This window comes from Allobosea sp. LC85 (assembly GCF_000735605.1).
GTDB lineage: Bacteria > Pseudomonadota > Alphaproteobacteria > Rhizobiales > Beijerinckiaceae > Allobosea.
The window spans coordinates 1-16,210 of record NZ_JPKG01000053.1; the positions used below are offsets into that span (position 1 = coordinate 1).

The 16,210-nt window shown below is 64.9% G+C and carries 17 protein-coding genes; 4 read left to right on the top strand and 13 right to left on the bottom strand.

The features are described 5' to 3' along the window. Positions 1-134: 134 nt before the first annotated feature. Positions 135-596: an MmcB family DNA repair protein gene (locus FG93_RS23040; RefSeq protein WP_043239028.1), complete on the bottom strand. Its 462-nt coding sequence runs from the start codon at positions 594-596 to the stop codon at positions 135-137. 125 nt (positions 597-721) lie between these two features. On the opposite strand from FG93_RS23040, the gene FG93_RS23045 reads away from it, so the two are divergent. Together FG93_RS23045 and FG93_RS23050 are read left to right on the top strand one after the other, a co-directional pair. Next, complete coding sequence (locus FG93_RS23045) at positions 722-1,744, top strand: glycosyl transferase (protein ID WP_043239031.1); 1,023 nt, start codon at positions 722-724, stop codon at positions 1,742-1,744. Next, positions 1,741-2,664 (top strand): NAD-dependent epimerase/dehydratase family protein, encoded by a 924-nt coding sequence (locus FG93_RS23050; protein WP_043239034.1) that lies wholly within the window; start codon positions 1,741-1,743, stop codon positions 2,662-2,664. Before FG93_RS23045 ends, FG93_RS23050 begins: the two co-directional genes overlap by 4 nt. On the opposite strand, the gene FG93_RS23055 is transcribed toward FG93_RS23050, so the two are convergent. From FG93_RS23055 to FG93_RS23065, 3 genes are all read right to left on the bottom strand, one after another. After that, positions 2,588-4,552, bottom strand: a complete 1,965-nt coding sequence (locus tag FG93_RS23055) for an SDR family NAD(P)-dependent oxidoreductase (RefSeq protein ID WP_244448705.1) — start codon at positions 4,550-4,552, stop codon at positions 2,588-2,590. The genes FG93_RS23050 and FG93_RS23055 overlap by 77 nt on opposite strands. 75 nt (positions 4,553-4,627) lie before the next feature. After that, positions 4,628-5,239 (bottom strand): TetR/AcrR family transcriptional regulator, encoded by a 612-nt coding sequence (locus tag FG93_RS23060; protein WP_043239037.1) that lies wholly within the window; start codon positions 5,237-5,239, stop codon positions 4,628-4,630. Positions 5,240-5,467: 228 nt separating this feature from the next. Continuing rightward, positions 5,468-6,955 carry a cobyric acid synthase gene (locus tag FG93_RS23065; protein WP_043239040.1) on the bottom strand — a complete coding sequence of 496 codons (1,488 nt, stop codon included), beginning with the start codon at positions 6,953-6,955 and terminating at the stop codon, positions 5,468-5,470. A gap of 282 nt (positions 6,956-7,237) precedes the next feature. Between FG93_RS23065 and FG93_RS23070 the strand changes: the two genes are divergently transcribed. Then, the gene (locus FG93_RS23070; RefSeq protein ID WP_043239042.1) at positions 7,238-8,389 is read left to right on the top strand and encodes an aminotransferase; all 1,152 of its coding nucleotides are present in this window, start codon (positions 7,238-7,240) and stop codon (positions 8,387-8,389) included. An 18-nt stretch (positions 8,390-8,407) separates the two neighbouring features. Here the strand turns inward: FG93_RS23070 and FG93_RS23075 are convergent, their stop codons facing one another. The 6 genes from FG93_RS23075 to hisF all read right to left on the bottom strand — a co-directional run bounded on the left by FG93_RS23075 (position 8,408) and on the right by hisF (position 12,933). Continuing rightward, entirely contained in the window at positions 8,408-9,760 is a 1,353-nt protein-coding gene (locus FG93_RS23075) for a hypothetical protein (protein WP_043239044.1), read from the bottom strand. Between the two features lie 66 nt (positions 9,761-9,826). After that, positions 9,827-10,177 carry a RidA family protein gene (locus tag FG93_RS23080; RefSeq protein ID WP_043239046.1) on the bottom strand — a complete coding sequence of 117 codons (351 nt, stop codon included), beginning with the start codon at positions 10,175-10,177 and terminating at the stop codon, positions 9,827-9,829. Positions 10,178-10,304: 127 nt separating this feature from the next. Then, on the bottom strand, positions 10,305-10,751 hold the full coding sequence (locus FG93_RS23085; protein WP_043239048.1) for a YqaA family protein: 447 nt from the start codon (positions 10,749-10,751) through the stop codon (positions 10,305-10,307). Positions 10,752-10,760: 9 nt separating this feature from the next. After that, positions 10,761-11,735 (bottom strand): type I pantothenate kinase, encoded by a 975-nt coding sequence (gene coaA / locus FG93_RS23090; protein WP_043239157.1) that lies wholly within the window; start codon positions 11,733-11,735, stop codon positions 10,761-10,763. A gap of 109 nt (positions 11,736-11,844) precedes the next feature. Beyond that, entirely contained in the window at positions 11,845-12,165 is a 321-nt protein-coding gene (locus tag FG93_RS23095) for a phosphoribosyl-ATP diphosphatase (RefSeq protein ID WP_043239050.1), read from the bottom strand. Between the two features lie 3 nt (positions 12,166-12,168). Beyond that, positions 12,169-12,933, bottom strand: coding sequence for an imidazole glycerol phosphate synthase subunit HisF (gene hisF / locus FG93_RS23100; protein WP_043239160.1), 765 nt, complete (start codon positions 12,931-12,933; stop codon positions 12,169-12,171). Between the two features lie 649 nt (positions 12,934-13,582). Here hisF and FG93_RS23105 point away from each other — a divergent pair. Continuing rightward, entirely contained in the window at positions 13,583-14,314 is a 732-nt protein-coding gene (locus FG93_RS23105; RefSeq protein WP_052514087.1) for a carbonic anhydrase, read from the top strand. A gap of 4 nt (positions 14,315-14,318) precedes the next feature. Here FG93_RS23105 and hisA read toward each other — a convergent pair whose 3' ends face one another. The 3 genes from hisA to FG93_RS23120 are packed head-to-tail and all read right to left on the bottom strand — an operon-like array spanning position 14,319 to position 16,203. Next, a complete protein-coding gene (gene hisA, locus FG93_RS23110; protein WP_081881771.1) occupies positions 14,319-15,074 on the bottom strand; it encodes a 1-(5-phosphoribosyl)-5-[(5-phosphoribosylamino)methylideneamino]imidazole-4-carboxamide isomerase in 756 nt (251 codons plus the stop codon). Next, complete coding sequence (hisH, locus tag FG93_RS23115; RefSeq protein WP_043239052.1) at positions 15,062-15,718, bottom strand: imidazole glycerol phosphate synthase subunit HisH; 657 nt, start codon at positions 15,716-15,718, stop codon at positions 15,062-15,064. Before hisH ends, hisA begins: the two co-directional genes overlap by 13 nt. Further along, positions 15,715-16,203, bottom strand: a complete 489-nt coding sequence (locus tag FG93_RS23120; protein ID WP_052514088.1) for a DUF2628 domain-containing protein — start codon at positions 16,201-16,203, stop codon at positions 15,715-15,717. Before FG93_RS23120 ends, hisH begins: the two co-directional genes overlap by 4 nt. Between the last annotated feature and the right edge of the window lie 7 nt (positions 16,204-16,210).

A 16,210-nucleotide genomic window follows, 5' to 3' on the forward strand; every position in this document is an offset into this window, starting at 1 on the left:
CGGCCTCGACAAAGCCGACAACCCGCTCGCGAAGATCCTTCGAATAGCTCAGACCCATGATCCACCTCCGCAAACGGTGAATCACAAACGCTGCAAAAAGGGAATCGCCCGATTCCGATTTTAGGTCCGACGCTCTAAAGCGGCGGGTCCTCAATCAATGCGAGGCGCTGGGCCGAGAGTCTTGCGAAGGCGATCGTGAGCGCCTTGCGTCGCGCAGCCACGAGCGGATGGCGCGGCGCATCGCGCAGGAGCTCCCCACCATAGCTATCGGCAATGATTAGCCCGACATCGTCGGGCAGGATTTGGCGTGGGAATTCCGGCGCGACCGCGAAGAGGAAACCATCGCAATAGTCGCGATAATCCGGCCATTTGCCATCGACGCGATAGTCCTCGATGCCCGACTTGACCTCGATGACCAGGAGTTCGCCGGTCGGCGACAAGGCGACGATATCGCCGCGCCGACCATTGGCGAAGGTCATCTCCTTGACGATGGCATAGCCGCGCTCACGCAAATGCCTGGTCGCGCCGCGGCAGACGGCACGGGTGATGTCGGGGCGGGCTGGCGGCGGGTTCAGCACGGAATCGGTAGGCGGCATACCGCATGTTCACCCTTTGTGCGCATCAATGCAAGTCGAAGACTGCCTCAACGCTAGTTGAAGACTGCCTCATGCTAATAGAAGACTCTTGCAGGCCTGCGCCGTCCCGCTATGGTCCCGGCGCTTTGAACTCCCATCTTACTCTCCTGCTGATCATCATTCCGGCCGCCGCTGCTTCGGCGGCACTCTGCGTGCTGTTGCGGCCGTTGTTGATCCGCTATGCGCTGGCGCGGCCGAATGCCCGTTCCAGCCATACGCAACCGACCCCACAGGGCGGCGGCATCGCGGTTCTCGCCGGAACCTTTCTCGCGCTGATCCTGGCTTTGCTGGTCCTGCCCCTTCCGACAGCGGCGCGCGCCGATCTGGTCTGGGTCATGGCGGCGGCAACAGCGCTGGCCGCCGTCGGAGCCTGGGATGACATCCGCCCGCTTCCAGCCGCGACGCGGCTCGTCCTGCAGGCGCTTTGCGTCGGGATCGTGCTGTTCTGCGCCGCACCCGAGCTCAGGCTGTTCCCGGAATTGATGCCGCTCGCGCTCGAGCGCGGTCTCGCGCTGATCGCCGGACTCTGGTTCGTCAATCTCACCAATTTCATGGACGGCATCGACTGGATCACCGTTGCCGGCATCGCGCCGCTGGCGGGTGCGCTTGCCCTGGCGGGCACCAGCGGGACGTTTGATCCTGCCAGCGGCCTGCTCGCCGCCGCATTGTTCGGCGGGCTCATCGGCTTCGCACCATTCAACAAGCCAGTGGCGCGGCTCTTTCTCGGCGATGTCGGCTCGCTGCCGCTCGGGTTGCTCAGCGCCTATCTGCTTTACCGGCTGGCCGGAACCGGCGCGCTGGCGGCCGCTCTGATCCTGCCGCTCTATCATGTCGCGGATTCGACGATCACGTTGTTCAGGCGGCTGGCGCGCGGCGAGAAGGTCTGGGAGGCGCATCGCAGCCATTTCTACCAGCAGGCCACCGGCAATGGCTTCAGCGTTCGTGAGATCGTGATGCAGATCGCGCTGCTCAACCTTGCCCTGATCGCGCTTGCGGCGCTCAGCATCGCCTTTCCCGCGCTTTGGCAGCAGCTCATCTGTCTTGCACTTGCAGCGGTGCTGACCGGGTTTCTGCTGCGCCGCTTCGCCAGCAAGCGGGGCGGGGCGTGAGCGGGCGCGTCCTCGTTACCGGAGCGAGCGGCTTCATCGGCCCGCATGTCGTCGCCGGCCTTCGCGCGAAGGGATACAGCGTCCGGGTAGCCCAGCGGCGCGAGAGTCCCGTGGATGAGGGCATCGAGCGCGTGGTGATCGGCGATCTTTCCGGGCCGGTGGAGTGGCGCCCAGCTGTCACTGGCGTCCGCCATGTCGTCCATCTCGCCGGCCTCGCCCATGCCGGGTCGGGTCTCGACGAATCGCTCTACCGCCGCATCAACACCGAGGCGACACTCGCATTGGCGGAAGCCGCTCAGGGAGCAGGCGCTGGGCGTTTTGTCTATGTCTCCTCCATCAAAGCTCTCACCGGAGCCTTTGACGGCACTTTTAGCGAGAGCGACCCGCCAGCACCGGGCGATGCCTATGGCCGCTCCAAGCTGGCGGCGGAGCAAGGGCTCGCCGCGCTCGGCCTCGACTGGATCTCGTTGAGGCCGGTTCTGGTCTATGGGCCCGGCGTCAAAGCGAATATGGCGTCGCTCCTGAAACTGGCGCGTTTGCCGATACCCTTGCCCCTCGGCGGTCTCGATGCTCCGCGCTCCCTGCTCGCCATCGAGAACCTTGTCGATGCGATTCTCTTTGCGCTGACATCCGCTTGCCCGGCACGGCGTAGCTATACGGTTGCCGACCCCGAGGCGGTCAGCGTGGCCGAGATGATCGCAGCGATGCGCTCCGGCCTCGGGCGCAAGCCTGGCCTCCTGCCCGTACCGGCGGCCCTCCTGAAGCAGGCGGCGCGGCTGGCCGGGAGGGAACAGGCCTTCGCCAAGCTCTGCGGCGGGCTCATTGCGCGCCCCGAGGGGCTGATCAGGGCTGGTTGGCGGCCACCGGCAGCAACGCTTCCGGCACTGGCGCAACTGGCTGCGGCTGCTGACGCAGCTTGAAATCCGGGATCGCCTCCTCCAGCACCGCCTCGGCCGCAAGGCGATCTTCGGCCTTGATGGCGGCTTCCAGGCGCGAGAACCAGCCCTGCATGCGGGCGCGCCCCGCGAAGCTCGGCTTCGCCGCCATGACACCGTCAAGTCCGGTCTCGGCCATCGGCTCGTCATGCGCGAAGAGAATCTCGTTCAGGCGCTCGCCGGGCCGCGCACCGGTGATCGCGATTTCGATATCGACGCCGGGCTCGTAGCCCGCGAGACGAATCATGCGCTCGGCCAGATCCATGATCCTGACCGGCTGGCCCATCTTGAGTACATAAACGGCTGCGCGCTCGGTCTCGGGTCCTGCGGCGCGAGCATGCGACGCTGCGGTCAGGACGAGATCGCAGGCTTCGCGAATCGTCATGAAGTAGCGGATCATCTCCGGGCTGGTCACGGTCAACGGGCCGCCGCGCTTGATCTGCGCCTTGAACTTCGGAACCACCGAGCCGACCGAGCCCAGCACATTGCCGAAGCGCACGGCAACAAGCCGCATGCCGGACGCTGCCGCGACGAACTCGGCATCGCGCGACTGGGCATACATCTCGGCGAAACGCTTGGTCGCTCCCAGCATCGAGACGGGCTCGATCGCCTTGTCGGTCGAGATCATCACGAAGATCTTGGCATCAGCCGCGATCGCGGCATCGATGACATGCATCGAGCCGAAGACATTGGTCTTGATGCCCTCCGCCCAGTCGGCCTCGAGATAAGGCACATGCTTCAGCGCCGCGGCGTGGATAACGATGTCAGGGGCAAAGGCGGTGAAGAGCGGCGTGATCCGGGCGCGGTCGCGCACATCGGCAAGCGCTCCCGAGATTTTCGTCTCCAGCCGATGAGCCGCGAGTTCCTCGGTGATCTGGAACAGCGCCGGCTCCGAGCTCTCGACAACCAGCAACTCCGAAGCACCGAAGGTCGCGCAGCGCAGGCAGATCTCCGAGCCGATCGAGCCACCACCACCGGTGACGATGACGCGCTTGCCTTTCAGGAATGAACCCAGCCGGTCGTGTTCGATCCTGACCGAAGGGCGGACGAGCAAATCCTCGATCTCCAGTGGCGCTAGCTCGGTCTCGCCGCCGCCTTCACCGAAGGAATCGAGCCGCGAGATCGGCAAGGCGAGCCTGCGCGTCCGGGCGAGCCATTTGTCCGGCTCCGCTTCCGGCGCCAATGCGCTCGAGGTGGCGACGATTCGGCGGAATGGCTCACCGCGCTCGGCCGCGTCGCCAGCCACAGTCTCGATCTGAGACAGCAGACCAAGCACGGGAACGCCCCGGATCGACTGGCCGAGATCGTCGGCGCGCGGTGACAGAATGCCAGCAGGCTTCAGTTTGCGCATGGTCCCGGCTTCCATGGCGCGAATGACCATCTCGACCTCGACGCCACGACCGAGCAACAGCGCAGGCAGCGCTGCGTCGCGCACTGCATGCTGCTTGGAACGGGAATATTTGAAGTAGCGATAGGCGAGGCGCGGTCCGCCGAGCAGCGCGTTCTGCACAAGCCAATAGAGTGCGATGGTGATCTTGCCGAAATAGAAGGCGCCGTAGAGGCTCGGCGACAGCAGGATATAGTCAATCACCAACAGCGACAGCGACAGGACGCTCACTGCCTTGACGATGTTCGACAGGTCCGGAAGCGAGGCGAAGCGCCATTTCGAGCGATAAAGCGAGAAAAACCAGTAGACCGCGCCGGCATAGACGACGAAAAACGGCAGGAAGCTCGGCAGATAGCGCAGATGCTCATTGAGCTGCGGACCCTCGAACCGCACCACGAAAACAGAGACGATCGCCAGCGCCGTGACCAGGAGGTCATGGACGATGACGGCGAGCTTCTTGATGTTCTGTTTGATGATCAGGGCCATGGCCGGCGGGGTATCCCGCTCCCGTGCTGCCTTGTCAACGCGAGACGGCAGCCACGGAGCGCGCTGCGCGCCAGATCAGGCTTCCACGTGCGAGACTTTGGCGCGCGAGTAGCCGAGGCCGGCGAGAATGAAATCGACCATTTCCTCGATGCTCGGCCCCGGCAAGGTCAGGCATTGCGAGATCAGCATCGGATGGCAGAAGGGCGTCATCGCAAAGCGTACGCAGGCGGTGGCGAGCTGCGGGTCCATCGGCCGGAATTCGCCCGTGGCGATGCCTTCCGCCACGACGCCACGCAAGATGCCGTCATAGCGCCCGATATGAGCCTGGACGACCTCCCAGCTCTCCTCCATCGCAGCGGCAACCATCTCGTGCACCTTGTGGTGGTCGAGATAGCGCAGAGAGTTGATGCGGTTGTTCGTGATCAGGATATCCCGAAGCCGCTCTGCAGCGGAACGCTTTTCCCGCGCGATCGCCGTAACGGCCGCCTCCATCTCGCCCATATAGCGCTCGGCGACAGCCTCATTGATGGATTTCTTGGAGTCGAAGAACCGATAGACATTGGCCGGACTCATCCGCAGTGCCTTGGCGATGTCCGCCACCGTGGTCTTCTGGTAGCCGATGTCACGAAAGAAGCGCTCCGCCGTATCGACGATGCACTGCCTCGTATCCCGCTCAAGATGACTCAACTCGGTTACTCGTTCAGTTGCTCGGCGATTTCGGGTGGGAATTGTTCATTATGATGAATTTCATCATTCGTCAACTCCATGACGAATAAAGACTTTAGCCAGATCTTCCTGACATCTCCGACCGGTAGAGGGTAAAACTGACCTGTTTGTCAATCCGCCATGGCCGGGTGGCCCTGGGTGCGGTGAAAGTGTCGCAGGCCAAGCCGCGCTTGAGTCCGTGCAGCCCCGTCAGGCGGACTGCGCCCGCTCCTGCGCGAGGGACCAGATCGCGTCGATGTCGAGATGCCGACCCAGATGCTCGGCCAGACGGTCGAGCGCCACCTCGACCTCATCCTCGTAATTCAGGGTGGAAGACAGCATTCTGCCCGCGAGACTGGCAAGAAAGGCGGTACGGACGGCATCGGAGGCAAAGGCGCCATGCAGGTAGGTCCCCATCACGCGCCCGTCGGACGAGGCTGCTCCCTCCCGCCGCTCACCGACCCGGAAGGGCGCGCGCTGCGTGTCGGGCCCGTCAGTGCGGCCGAGATGAATCTCATAGGCACGACCTGACGATGCGCTGGGCGCATGGATGAAATCGACCTCACGCACGGTCTTGCCGGGCTCCAGAACAGTCTCGACCTCGAGCATGCCAAGGCCTGGAGCCTCGCCTGCCGGTCCCTCCAGACCATGAGGATCCCGCACGGTACGCCCAAGCATCTGGTAGCCACCGCAGAGGCCGATGACATGGCCTCCGCGTCGACGATGGGCGGCGAGATCGATATCCCAGCCCTCCGCGCGCAGGGCCGCGAGATCACGGAGCGTCGTCTTGGAGCCCGGCAGGACGACGAGATCGGCGTCGCCCGGCAACGGCGTGCCACGGGTCACCATGACGAGCTCGACGGCAGCCTCCAGTTTCAGCGGGTCGAGATCGTCGAAATTGGCGATTCCCGGCAGCACCGGCACAACAATCTTGAGCACGGCTCCGGCCTTGCACGCGCCGGATTTCAGATCGAGCCCATCCTCAGCCGGCAGACGCCCTGCCTCGGCGAACCAGGGCACGACACCGAGGCAGGGCCAGCCCGTCGCCTGCGAAATCGTGGTGATGCCGTCCTTGAAGAGCGCGGCATCGCCGCGAAAGCGGTTGATGGCAAAGGCTCGAATCATGTCGCGATCAGCCGCATCGAGCACGGCATGAGTACCGACAAGACTGGCGACGACACCCCCGCGATCAATGTCGCCGATCAGCAGCGCCGGAACGCCGGCAGTGCGCGCAAAGCCGAGATTGGCGATGTCTCGCGCACGCAAATTGGTCTCGGCCGGCGAACCGGCTCCCTCGACGAGGACGAGATCGGCCCCGGCACTGAGCCGCTCAAAACTCTCCAGCACTTTCGGGAGGAAATCGCCGCGCCTCGCAAAATCGCCGGAAGCGAGGTGGCCTGCGACACGGCCCTGCAGCACGATCTGGCTGCCCGTGTCGCTCTCCGGCTTGAGAAGCACCGGGTTCATGTCGACATGCGGCTGCACGCGAGCGGCGCGGGCCTGAAGCGCCTGGGCGCGGCCGATCTCGCCAGAAGCGGTCGCTGCGGCATTGTTCGACATGTTCTGTGGCTTGAATGGCCGCACCTTGAGGCCACGATCAGCAAAGAGCCGACATAATCCAGCGACGAGCAGCGACTTCCCGACATTCGAGCCGGTGCCGAGAACCATCAGGGCGGGGGTCTGTTTGGACGCAGCCATGGCGCTTGCTTAGGCGGCGCTCAGCGCGCGGGCAAGCAGCGGGCGATGGGGAGGGAGGGTCACCGGTTCACGCCAATATCCCGCAACTCCAAAGGGGCGAAGAAACCGCGGGCGCCCGTCGTGAACCGGCGAGGCGGATATAAGCACTGACCTCTGATGAATGTCAACATTCATCATTCCATATTCTGTCAGGAGCAGTGAAGCCGTGGTGGGCCGGTGCACGCGACCGCGGGACATGTTAGAGGGCCAAGCTCTCTCGCACCCAAACCCGACAAGATTGCGATGAACCCGATCTTCTCCGCCCTTCAGACCAGCGTCTTCGAAGTGATGTCGCGGCTCGCGCGCGAGACCGGCGCCGTGAATCTCGGCCAAGGCTTTCCCGACGATCCGGGGCCCGAGGATGTGCGGCGAAGGGCCGCCGAAGCGGTGGTGAACGGCTGGAATCAGTACCCTCCGATGATGGGCCTGCCGGAGCTGCGTCAGGCCTGCGCCACGCATTACAAGCGCTGGCAGGACCTCGATCTCGATCCCGACAGCGAAGTGATGGTCACCTCTGGAGCAACCGAGGCGATCGCTGGTGCCCTGATGGCACTGATCACGCCCGGCGACGAGGTCGTGCTGTTCGAGCCGATGTACGACGCCTATGTGCCGCTGGTGCGCCGGGCGGGCGGCATCCCGAAATTCGTGACCCTGACTCCACCGGCCTTCGGCCTGAGCGAGGAGGCGTTGGCCAAGGCTTTTTCGCCAAAGACCCGGGTCGTGCTGTTCAACAACCCGCTGAATCCGACCGCGACGATCTTCAGCGCCGCCGATCTCGATCTGCTCGCCGATTTCTGCATCCGGCATGACGCCGTCGCGATCTGCGACGAGGTCTGGGAGCATGTCGTCTTCGACGGCCGCAGGCACGTACCGCTGATGGCGCGGCCAGGCATGCGCGAACGCACGGTGAAGATTTCGTCGGCCGGGAAGATCTTCTCGCTGACTGGCTGGAAGGTCGGAATGGTGATGGCGGCGCCCAATCTGATGCGCGTGCTCGCCAAGGCGCATCAATACATCACGTTTACCACGCCGCCGAACCTGCAGGTCGCGGTCGCCTATGGGCTCGGCAAGGATGATTCTTATTTCGACGGGATGCGCGCCGATTTCCAGCGCTCGCGCGATCGCTTCGCCAGCGGGTTGCAGGGTCTCGGCTTCAACGTGCTGCCGAGCGTCGGCACCTATTTCCTCAATGTCGACATCACCCCGCTCGGCGAGACCGACGACATCGCGTTCTGTCAGCGACTGGTCACCGAGAACGGCGTCGCTGCGATCCCGGTCAGCGCCTTCTATGCGGAGGGCGCAGTCAAGACCGTGGTGCGCTTCTGCTTTGCCAAACATGACGCGACGCTCGATGCGGCACTGGAGCGACTCGCGGCCTGGAGGAAAGCGGCCTGAGCTGCGGAAACCCCGCTCTTAGGCTTTCCGCAGTGCCTCGACCAGCCTGCCGGCCTTGATTAGCGGCGCCTCGAGGCGCTTGGCACTCGCGGCGAGTCCACCGGCCCGCAAGGCTTCGATCGCGGACAGGATCTGAGCGAGGGCCTGCTCGGCCAGGCCCCGGTCACGGCGGCGTTCGGCAAGCTGCAGCGCAGCCTGTCCGTGATTGGCCGTGGTTGCCGCCCAAAGCGAGGGAACTGTCTCGCGCCGGCGCTCCTCAAGCGCGGCGGAGAACAAGGCGATGGCCTCTTCGAGCACGACGGGCTCGCTATAGCGTTCGCCCATGGCCGCAAGCACCCCACCCATCTGATGCTGCAACTCTGCCCAGCGCAAAGGCTCCCGCGCCCTGTCGACGGTCTTGGCAACCCTGTTGAAGCCGTTGAAAGCCCGCTCGAGCAGGGCGAGGTCCTTCCGGCGCGAACCGAGATCGGCGCGCGCACGAGAGATCATGTGCTCGGCCTCGAGCCAACGCGCCTCGTCGCGACTTCGATCCCAGCGAGCAAGGACATCGGCAAACGCTGCAACCGCTTCTTCCAGCAGATCATCGTCCGCGCTGGCCTCGCCGAGCATCGAGGCAAGTCGGCCAAAGCGGACCTTCAATCCATGCCAGAGGGCCGGCGCCTCATCCCGGCGGAGGTCCTCCAACGCCGCCCGGCAACTGCCGAGCGCCTCGACGCGAAGTTTGCCATCGCCGGACAGCTCCGCGAGGCCTTCAAGCACGGCGGCGAATGCGTCCTGAGCACTGGCAAAGGCGACCGGATCCTCGAGGCTGTCGAACCCCTCGAGCAAACGGCGCAGCAAGCCAGTGGCCGCGTCATAGCCGTCCCGCCCTCCGAAATCCTCGCTGATCCGCGCCAGCGCCTTCGCCTGGGCGAGAGCCAGGTCCCGACTGCGATCGAGATCGGCCAGACCGATGAGCGCAGAAGCTTCGCCATAGCGGGCAGCGGCCTCGCGATAGGCCTCCTGCGTCATGCGCAGAAAGCTGATCGCCGCCCGGTCGGCGCGGTTCCCGCCGGCCGTGAGCCGCTGGGCGACCGTCAGCGCCGAGAGGTCGGTCGAGCCGCCCATCCCACGGAGCTCGGCCTGCGCCAGGGCCTTGTCCGCATCGACGAAGCGGCCGGCGGCAAGCGCTGCCGCCGCCTCGCTTCGCAGGTGTCGGGTTGCCTCGTCGCCAAGTGGATCGCCGAGTCGACCTGCCACTGCGAGGAAATCCTGCGCCTTGCGGCCAAGCAGCGCTTCCTCGGGAAGCGCTGCGCCGGGTCGGCGCAGCCAATCGGCGACCATGGCCGGCAACGCCACTGGCGGCAGGCCGTAGCGCACGGTGACGCGCACTAGAAGCGGCGCGATCTCCTCTGACCCGCTGATGGCATCCTCCCGTTCCGGATCAGCTCTGGCGCCTCACTTCGCGGCGATGACCGCGATCTCGACCGTGAACTGCGGCGCGGCGAGCTTGGCCTCGACGGTGGCGCGGCCCGGGGTCTGGCCGGCGACGACCCACTTGTCCCAGACGCTGTTCATCTCGGCGAAGGTCGACATGTCGGAGAGCCAGATATTGACCATCAGCAGCTTGGTCTTGTCGGTGCCGGCTTCGGCCAGAAGGCCGTCGATGATGCCGAGAATGTCGGCAGTCTGCTCGGCAACGCTCTTGCCGGCAGCCTTATCGGCGACCTGACCGGCGAGATAGACGGTGTTGCCATGCACGACGGCCTTGGACATGCGGGGGCCGATACCAATGCGCTGGATGCTCATGATCAGATCTCCTGAAGTAAGGGGCTTGCTGGTAGCCCGAGACATCCGCATACGCAAATATCCAAAGCCAAAAAGTTGAAGCAGGTTTCTCGCAGAAGACCAGTACTCGCCTTGCCTAAGCCCAACGCTATGACGCAGCTACCCAGCCCCCCCAGAGCGCAGCGTAGCGAGCCGCCTTGCCGATGAACACGAGCAGCGCAAAGCGGCCGAGCGGATAATTCATGGTTCCGGCGACGACGGTCAGCGGGTCGCCGACAATCGGCAGCCAGGCGAGAAGCAAGGACGGCCAGCCAAAGCGACCGAACCAGGCCTGGGCGCGGCCGAGCTTCGCAGGGTCCGGGCGAAGCCTGGCCGGCAATCTCTCCAGCCCGCCTTGCGTGATCAGCCGGCCGATCCACCAGTTGAGAACCGAGCCCGCGGTGTTCGCGAGGCTCGCGACCAGGAACAGCGACAGCGGCTCGGCGCTCCCTGCCGCGAGCAGGCCGACAAAGACGGCCTCCGACTGCGCCGGCAGGATCGAGGCCGCGACGAAGGCGGCGCCCGCCATGGCCGCGAGCGCGGACAAAGCCTCCATACCGGTTTCTCAGAGGCGGCGCAGCGCGACCTGCTGGATGCGATGGCTCGCGCCCTTGGTCAGGATCAGGCTGGCGCGCTGGCGCGTCGGCAGGATGTTCTCCTGCAGGTTCGGCATGTTGATCCCGGTCCACAGGCCTTCGGCGATCGATAAGGCCTCCTCCTCGCCGATCTCGGCATATTTGCGGAAGAAGGAGCGTGGATCGCGGAATGCGGTCTGGCGCAGCGTCATGAAGCGGTTGACGTACCAGCGGTGCAGGTCGTCCTCATGCGCGTCGAGGTAGACCGAGAAATCGAAATAATCGGAGACGAAGGGGATGACCTTGCCATCCTTCGGCATCCGGCTCGGCTGCAGGACGTTGAGGCCTTCGAGGATCAGGATGTCCGGCCGCTCGACCGTGACCTGCTCACCCGGAACAACGTCGTAGACAAGGTGTGAATAGACCGGCGCCGAGACCGCTGGCCTGCCCGCCTTCACATCCGAGAGGAAGCGCAGGATGGCGGAGCTGTCGTAGCTCTCAGGAAAACCCTTGCGTTGCATCAACCCGCGCCGCTCGAGCTCGGCATTGGGCAGCAGGAAGCCGTCGGTGGTGACGAGCTCGACCTTGGGCGTGTTCGGCCAGCGCGAGAGCAGCGCCTTCAATACGCGCGCCGTGGTCGACTTGCCGACCGCGACCGAGCCGGCGACGCCGATGATATAAGGCACCTTGACCTCGGCTTCCGCCAGCAGAAAGCGCTGTGTCGCCTTGAACAGGCCCTGCGTGGCGGCGACATAAAGCGACAGCAACCGCGACAGCGGCAGGTAGATCGCGACGATCTCGTCCAGCGAGATCGGGTCATTGATCGATTGCAGCTTGGTCAGATCGTCGACCGAGAGTGTCAGCGGCGTATCGGCGCGCAAATGTGCCCATTCGTCCCGGGTGAAGGTCCGATAGGGCGAAACCAGATCGGGATCGGCCGCGGCCGGGATCAGACGTTGGTCCATGCTGCCGCGATCCGCATTCCAGACTTCGAGATTCAAGGCTCGGACATCCTCGACTGGACTCTGAACATGCTGCCCTTCGAAAGCCGGGTCTGGCCTTCGGCACCATGCCTCAGGGTTTCCTCGCCGCCTTCTCAGCCAGACCGGACCGGGCGGTACGGGCCTCAAGCTGGCTCAACACATCTTGCAATGCAACATCGCGTGATGAAAGCACGACCAAGAGATGATAAAGCAAATCGGCACTTTCGGCGATCAGAGCCTGCTTGTCGCCTTGCACGGCTGCAATCACGGTTTCGACAGCCTCTTCGCCGAGCTTCTTGGCCGCGCGTTCCGGCCCGGCAGCCAGGAGCTTGGCAGTCCAGGACTCTTCGGGCGAGGCCTTTCCGCGTTCCGCGACGATCCTTTCGAGATCGGAAAGAGTAAAGCCGCTCATCGCTCAATCCAGCCGCATCGCCAGCCCTGCCGCCGCCATATGGGCCTTGGCCTGGGGAATGGTGAAAGTACCGAAATGGAAGATCGAGGCCGCCAGCACGGCACTGGCATGGCCCTCCCGCACGCCGTCGACGAGATGGTCGAGGGTGCCGACACCGCCGGACGCGATGACGGGCACGGAAACCGCATCGGCAATCCGGCTTGTCAGGTCGAGATCGAAGCCTGCCCCGGTGCCGTCGCGGTCCATCGATGTCAGCAGCAGTTCGCCAGCGCCGAGCGAGACCACCTCGCGGGCATAGGCGACTGCATCGATCCCGGTCGCATTGCGGCCGCCATGGGTGAAGATCTCCCAGCGTTCCGGCGCGACCTTCTTGGCGTCGATGGCGACGACGATGCATTGATCGCCGAACTTTTCCGCCGCCTCCTTGACGAAGGCACGCCGTTGTACGGCCGCCGTCATGATCGCGACCTTGTCGGCCCCGGCCAAGAGCAGCTTGCGGATGTCGTCGATCGTCCGGACACCGCCACCGACGGTGAGCGGCATGAAGCAGGCCTCTGCGGTGCGCGTCACCACATCAAACAGGATGCCGCGATCCTCATGGCTCGCAGTGATGTCTAGGAAGCAGAGCTCGTCCGCGCCGGCCGCGTCATAGGCCTTGGCGGCCTCGACCGGATCGCCGGCATCGACGAGATCGACGAATTTCACGCCCTTGACGACACGGCCGTCCTTGACGTCGAGGCAGGGGATGATGCGGGTTTTTAAGGTCATCGGCAGGGGGCTGGCCAGGACGAAATCGGAAAGCAAGACAGTCGACGGCATATAGCGCCGCCCCGGCACGACACGCAAACTTCGCCGCGTGCGAAAGATTGATCGGCGCACCGATTCCTGCTGTGCTGCGCAAGATAAACGTCAACGAGGGGTTTTCCATGACAATGCACCGACATTCAGAGGCTTGAAGCTTGCAGCGTTGAGCGCCGCGGCCGCGCCAGGCTTGACCGCCGCAACCCTGGCGCAAGCTCCGGCGAGCCAACTCGATACGATCCAGAGCCGCGGCAGCCTGCAGATCTGCACGACCGGCGACTACAAGCCCTCCACACTGGCGAAAGGCGACGGCTACGAGGGTATCGATATCGAGCCGGCGAAGTCCTTGGCAAAGGCGATACCGACACCTCACCACGCCTCACCAGTTCGCCGCCACTTCGGCCAGCCCCCAGAACAGAAGAAACCAGGCCTGGGTCTCCGCGAGGAAACGCGGCGACAGCCCCAGCCCATGCGCCCTGGCCCTGCGCATCAATCTGAAGCAACCCCTTAACGATCGGGCAACCCTGGCCCGATCGCTGCAGAGTTTGGACTCTGCACCTGCCGCTTCTTCCATATCATGCTCCGCGCGGGACGGCCCCGCATCCGGAGGATGACGATGTGTGAGACCTGCCTGAATGCCTCGGTTTCCTTCCGCTCGCGGAGGGCCTTTCTGAAAGCCGGCGGCGGCTTTGCGCTCGCGAGCTACCTAGCCGCGCAGGGCGCATTGCCGGCGAGCGCCCAGGGAACAGCCGCCCCGCAATCGGTGAGCGGCGAGGACGCGCTCAAGCGCCTGGTCGAAGGCAATGCCCGCTATGCCGCCAATCAGCCGAACGAACGCGACTTCTCGGCCGGGCGCGCGGCGCGCGTCGGTTCCCAATATCCTTTCGCCTCGATCGTGAGCTGCGCCGATTCACGTCTCGCCCCGGAGCTCGCCTTCGACCAGGGCGCCGGCGAGCTCTTCGTGGTCCGCGTCGCCGGAAATTTCGTCAATGAGGATGGGCTGGCGAGCCTCGAATATGGCTCCCTGGTGCTCGGTTCCCAGCTCATCATGGTGCTCGGCCACACCAATTGCGGTGCCGTCTCATCCACCATCAATGTGGTCAAGAACAACACGCAATTGCCGGGGCATCTGCCTTCGCTGATCGACGCGATCCGGCCTGCCGTGCTCGCGGCGCAAAAGGAGGAGGCGGCTGATCTGCTGAAGGCCGCCACCATCGCCAACGTCAAGCTCAATGTCGAAAAGCTCAAGAATGCCGCGCCGGTCCTGTTGCAGCGCGTCGCCGAGAAGAAGCTTCTCGTCGTCGGCGGCATCTACGATCTGGCGACCGGCAAGGTGAGCCTGGTTTGACCTGCTAGGCGGCCGCTTCGCCTGCCGAACGGGCGATCCGCGCCAGCGCGGCGGCGGGGTCGATGCGCCCGTCATAGAGGGCGCGTCCGGTGATCGCGCCTTCCAGGATGGCGGCGTCCGGCGCACAGAGGCGCTCGATATCGGCCATCGAGGCGAGCCCGCCCGACGCGATCACCGGAATGGTCAGCGCCCCGGCGAGCGCGATCGTGCCGTCCCAGTTGATGCCCTGGAGCATGCCGTCGCGCGCGATGTCGGTATAGATGATCGCAGCGACACCTGCGTCCTCGAAGCGGCGGCCGAGATCCACGGCGGAGAGCGAAGAGGTTTCGGCCCAGCCTTCGACCGCGACGAAACCGTCGCGCGCATCGATGCCGACGGCGACCTGGCCCGGAAAGGCCTTCGCCGCCTCGCGCACGAAAGCGGGATCGCGCACTGCGGCCGTGCCGATGATGACGCGGCGCACGCCCTTGGTGAGCCAGCCCTCGACAGTCGCGATGTCGCGAATGCCGCCGCCGAGCTGCACCGGAAACGCGACCCGGCCGAGGATGGCCTCGACAGCTGCGGCATTCATCGGCTTGCCCGCAAAGGCGCCGTCGAGATCGACGACGTGGAGCCAGTGGAAGCCCTGCGTTTCGAATTCCGCGGCTTGCGCGGCCGGATCGTCATTGAAGACGGTCGCCTGGGCCATGTCGCCCTGCTTCAGGCGGACGCAGCGACCGTCCTTGAGATCGATGGCGGGGAACAGAATCACGGTTTCCATCCGAGGAAATTGGTAATCAGCTTCAATCCGAGCTTCTGGCTCTTCTCGGGGTGGAACTGCGTGCCGGCAATGTTGCCGCGCGCCACCATGGCGGTGACGGGCCCGCCATACTCGGTCAGCGCCAGCACGTCCTCGGCGCGCTCCGGCGTCAACGCATAGGAATGGACGAAATAGGCGTGGAGACCGCCTGGGCCTGTTTCGATGCCAGCCAGCAACGGATGCTCGTCCTGCGCATGGAGATTGTTCCAGCCCATATGCGGGATCTTGAGACTCTCGTCGGTCGGCCGAATCAGGGCGACATCACCCGGAATCCAGCCGAGGCCGTTCGTCACCGTGTATTCGAGCCCACGGCTTGCGAGGAGCTGCATGCCGACGCAGATGCCGAGAAAAGGGCGCTGCTTGTCGCGGACGACGTCCTCGAGAACCTCGACCATGCCGGTGACGGCATCGAGCCCGCGACGACAATCGGCGAAGGCGCCGACGCCCGGCAGCACGATGCGATCGGCCGCTCGCACGATCGCGGGATCACTGGTGACGCGAATGGTGGAGGCGATGCCGGCTTCGGCTGCCGCGCGCTCAAACGCCTTGGCGGCCGAGTGCAGATTGCCGGATCCGTAATCGATGATGGCGACGGATTGGGTCATCGGCCTTGCGCCTCAGGAAAGAGTCCGATCACCGGAACTGCGCTTGAAGACTGGAAACGCGGAGGAACCGGCACGGCTTCGCGTGGAGTCGGCGCGGGCCGGCTTTCGAGAGCCCGCTCGAAATAGCGCCGTTCGGCGCTGGCGAGATCAGGGGCCTCGATTACATCGGCAAGCCGCCAGCCTTTCCGCAGCAGCTTGCGCGCGATCAGGTTCTGACCTTCGAGCCCGAGGAAGAGCCCGATGGCGAATTGTGCCAACAGCGCCGCGCTGCTGGCGAGCCCGAGATCACGCTGCGCGTAGAACACGGCGGTCCAGACCAGCGCGAAGACGAGCGTCGCCAGCCAGAGCCGCTTCGCCAGCAGCCAGAAGCCAGTGAAGAAGAGGGCTGCCCAAGCGAAGGTCTCGGGCAGGAGTCGCGCCTGCTCGATATCGTCGCGCTCGCTGCCGGAGCCGGGCGGCGGGATCAGGACCGTATAGAACGCCATGTCAGGG

Coding starts and splice junctions, on each gene's coding strand:
- FG93_RS23105 (WP_052514087.1), top strand. CDS start 13,583: ATGTGTGAGACCTGCCTGAATGCCTCGGTTTCCTTCCGCTCGCGGAGG.
- FG93_RS23080 (WP_043239046.1), bottom strand. CDS start 10,177: ATGAGCATCCAGCGCATTGGTATCGGCCCCCGCATGTCCAAGGCCGTC.
- FG93_RS23120 (WP_052514088.1), bottom strand. CDS start 16,203: ATGGCGTTCTATACGGTCCTGATCCCGCCGCCCGGCTCCGGCAGCGAG.
- FG93_RS23095 (WP_043239050.1), bottom strand. CDS start 12,165: ATGAGCGGCTTTACTCTTTCCGATCTCGAAAGGATCGTCGCGGAACGC.
- FG93_RS23040 (WP_043239028.1), bottom strand. CDS start 596: ATGCCGCCTACCGATTCCGTGCTGAACCCGCCGCCAGCCCGCCCCGAC.
- coaA (WP_043239157.1), bottom strand. CDS start 11,735: ATGGACCAACGTCTGATCCCGGCCGCGGCCGATCCCGATCTGGTTTCG.
- hisA (WP_081881771.1), bottom strand. CDS start 15,074: ATGGAAACCGTGATTCTGTTCCCCGCCATCGATCTCAAGGACGGTCGC.
- FG93_RS23085 (WP_043239048.1), bottom strand. CDS start 10,751: ATGGAGGCTTTGTCCGCGCTCGCGGCCATGGCGGGCGCCGCCTTCGTC.
- FG93_RS23070 (WP_043239042.1), top strand. CDS start 7,238: ATGAACCCGATCTTCTCCGCCCTTCAGACCAGCGTCTTCGAAGTGATG.
- FG93_RS23055 (WP_244448705.1), bottom strand. CDS start 4,552: ATGGCCCTGATCATCAAACAGAACATCAAGAAGCTCGCCGTCATCGTC.
- hisF (WP_043239160.1), bottom strand. CDS start 12,933: ATGACCTTAAAAACCCGCATCATCCCCTGCCTCGACGTCAAGGACGGC.
- hisH (WP_043239052.1), bottom strand. CDS start 15,718: ATGACCCAATCCGTCGCCATCATCGATTACGGATCCGGCAATCTGCAC.
- FG93_RS23065 (WP_043239040.1), bottom strand. CDS start 6,955: ATGGCTGCGTCCAAACAGACCCCCGCCCTGATGGTTCTCGGCACCGGC.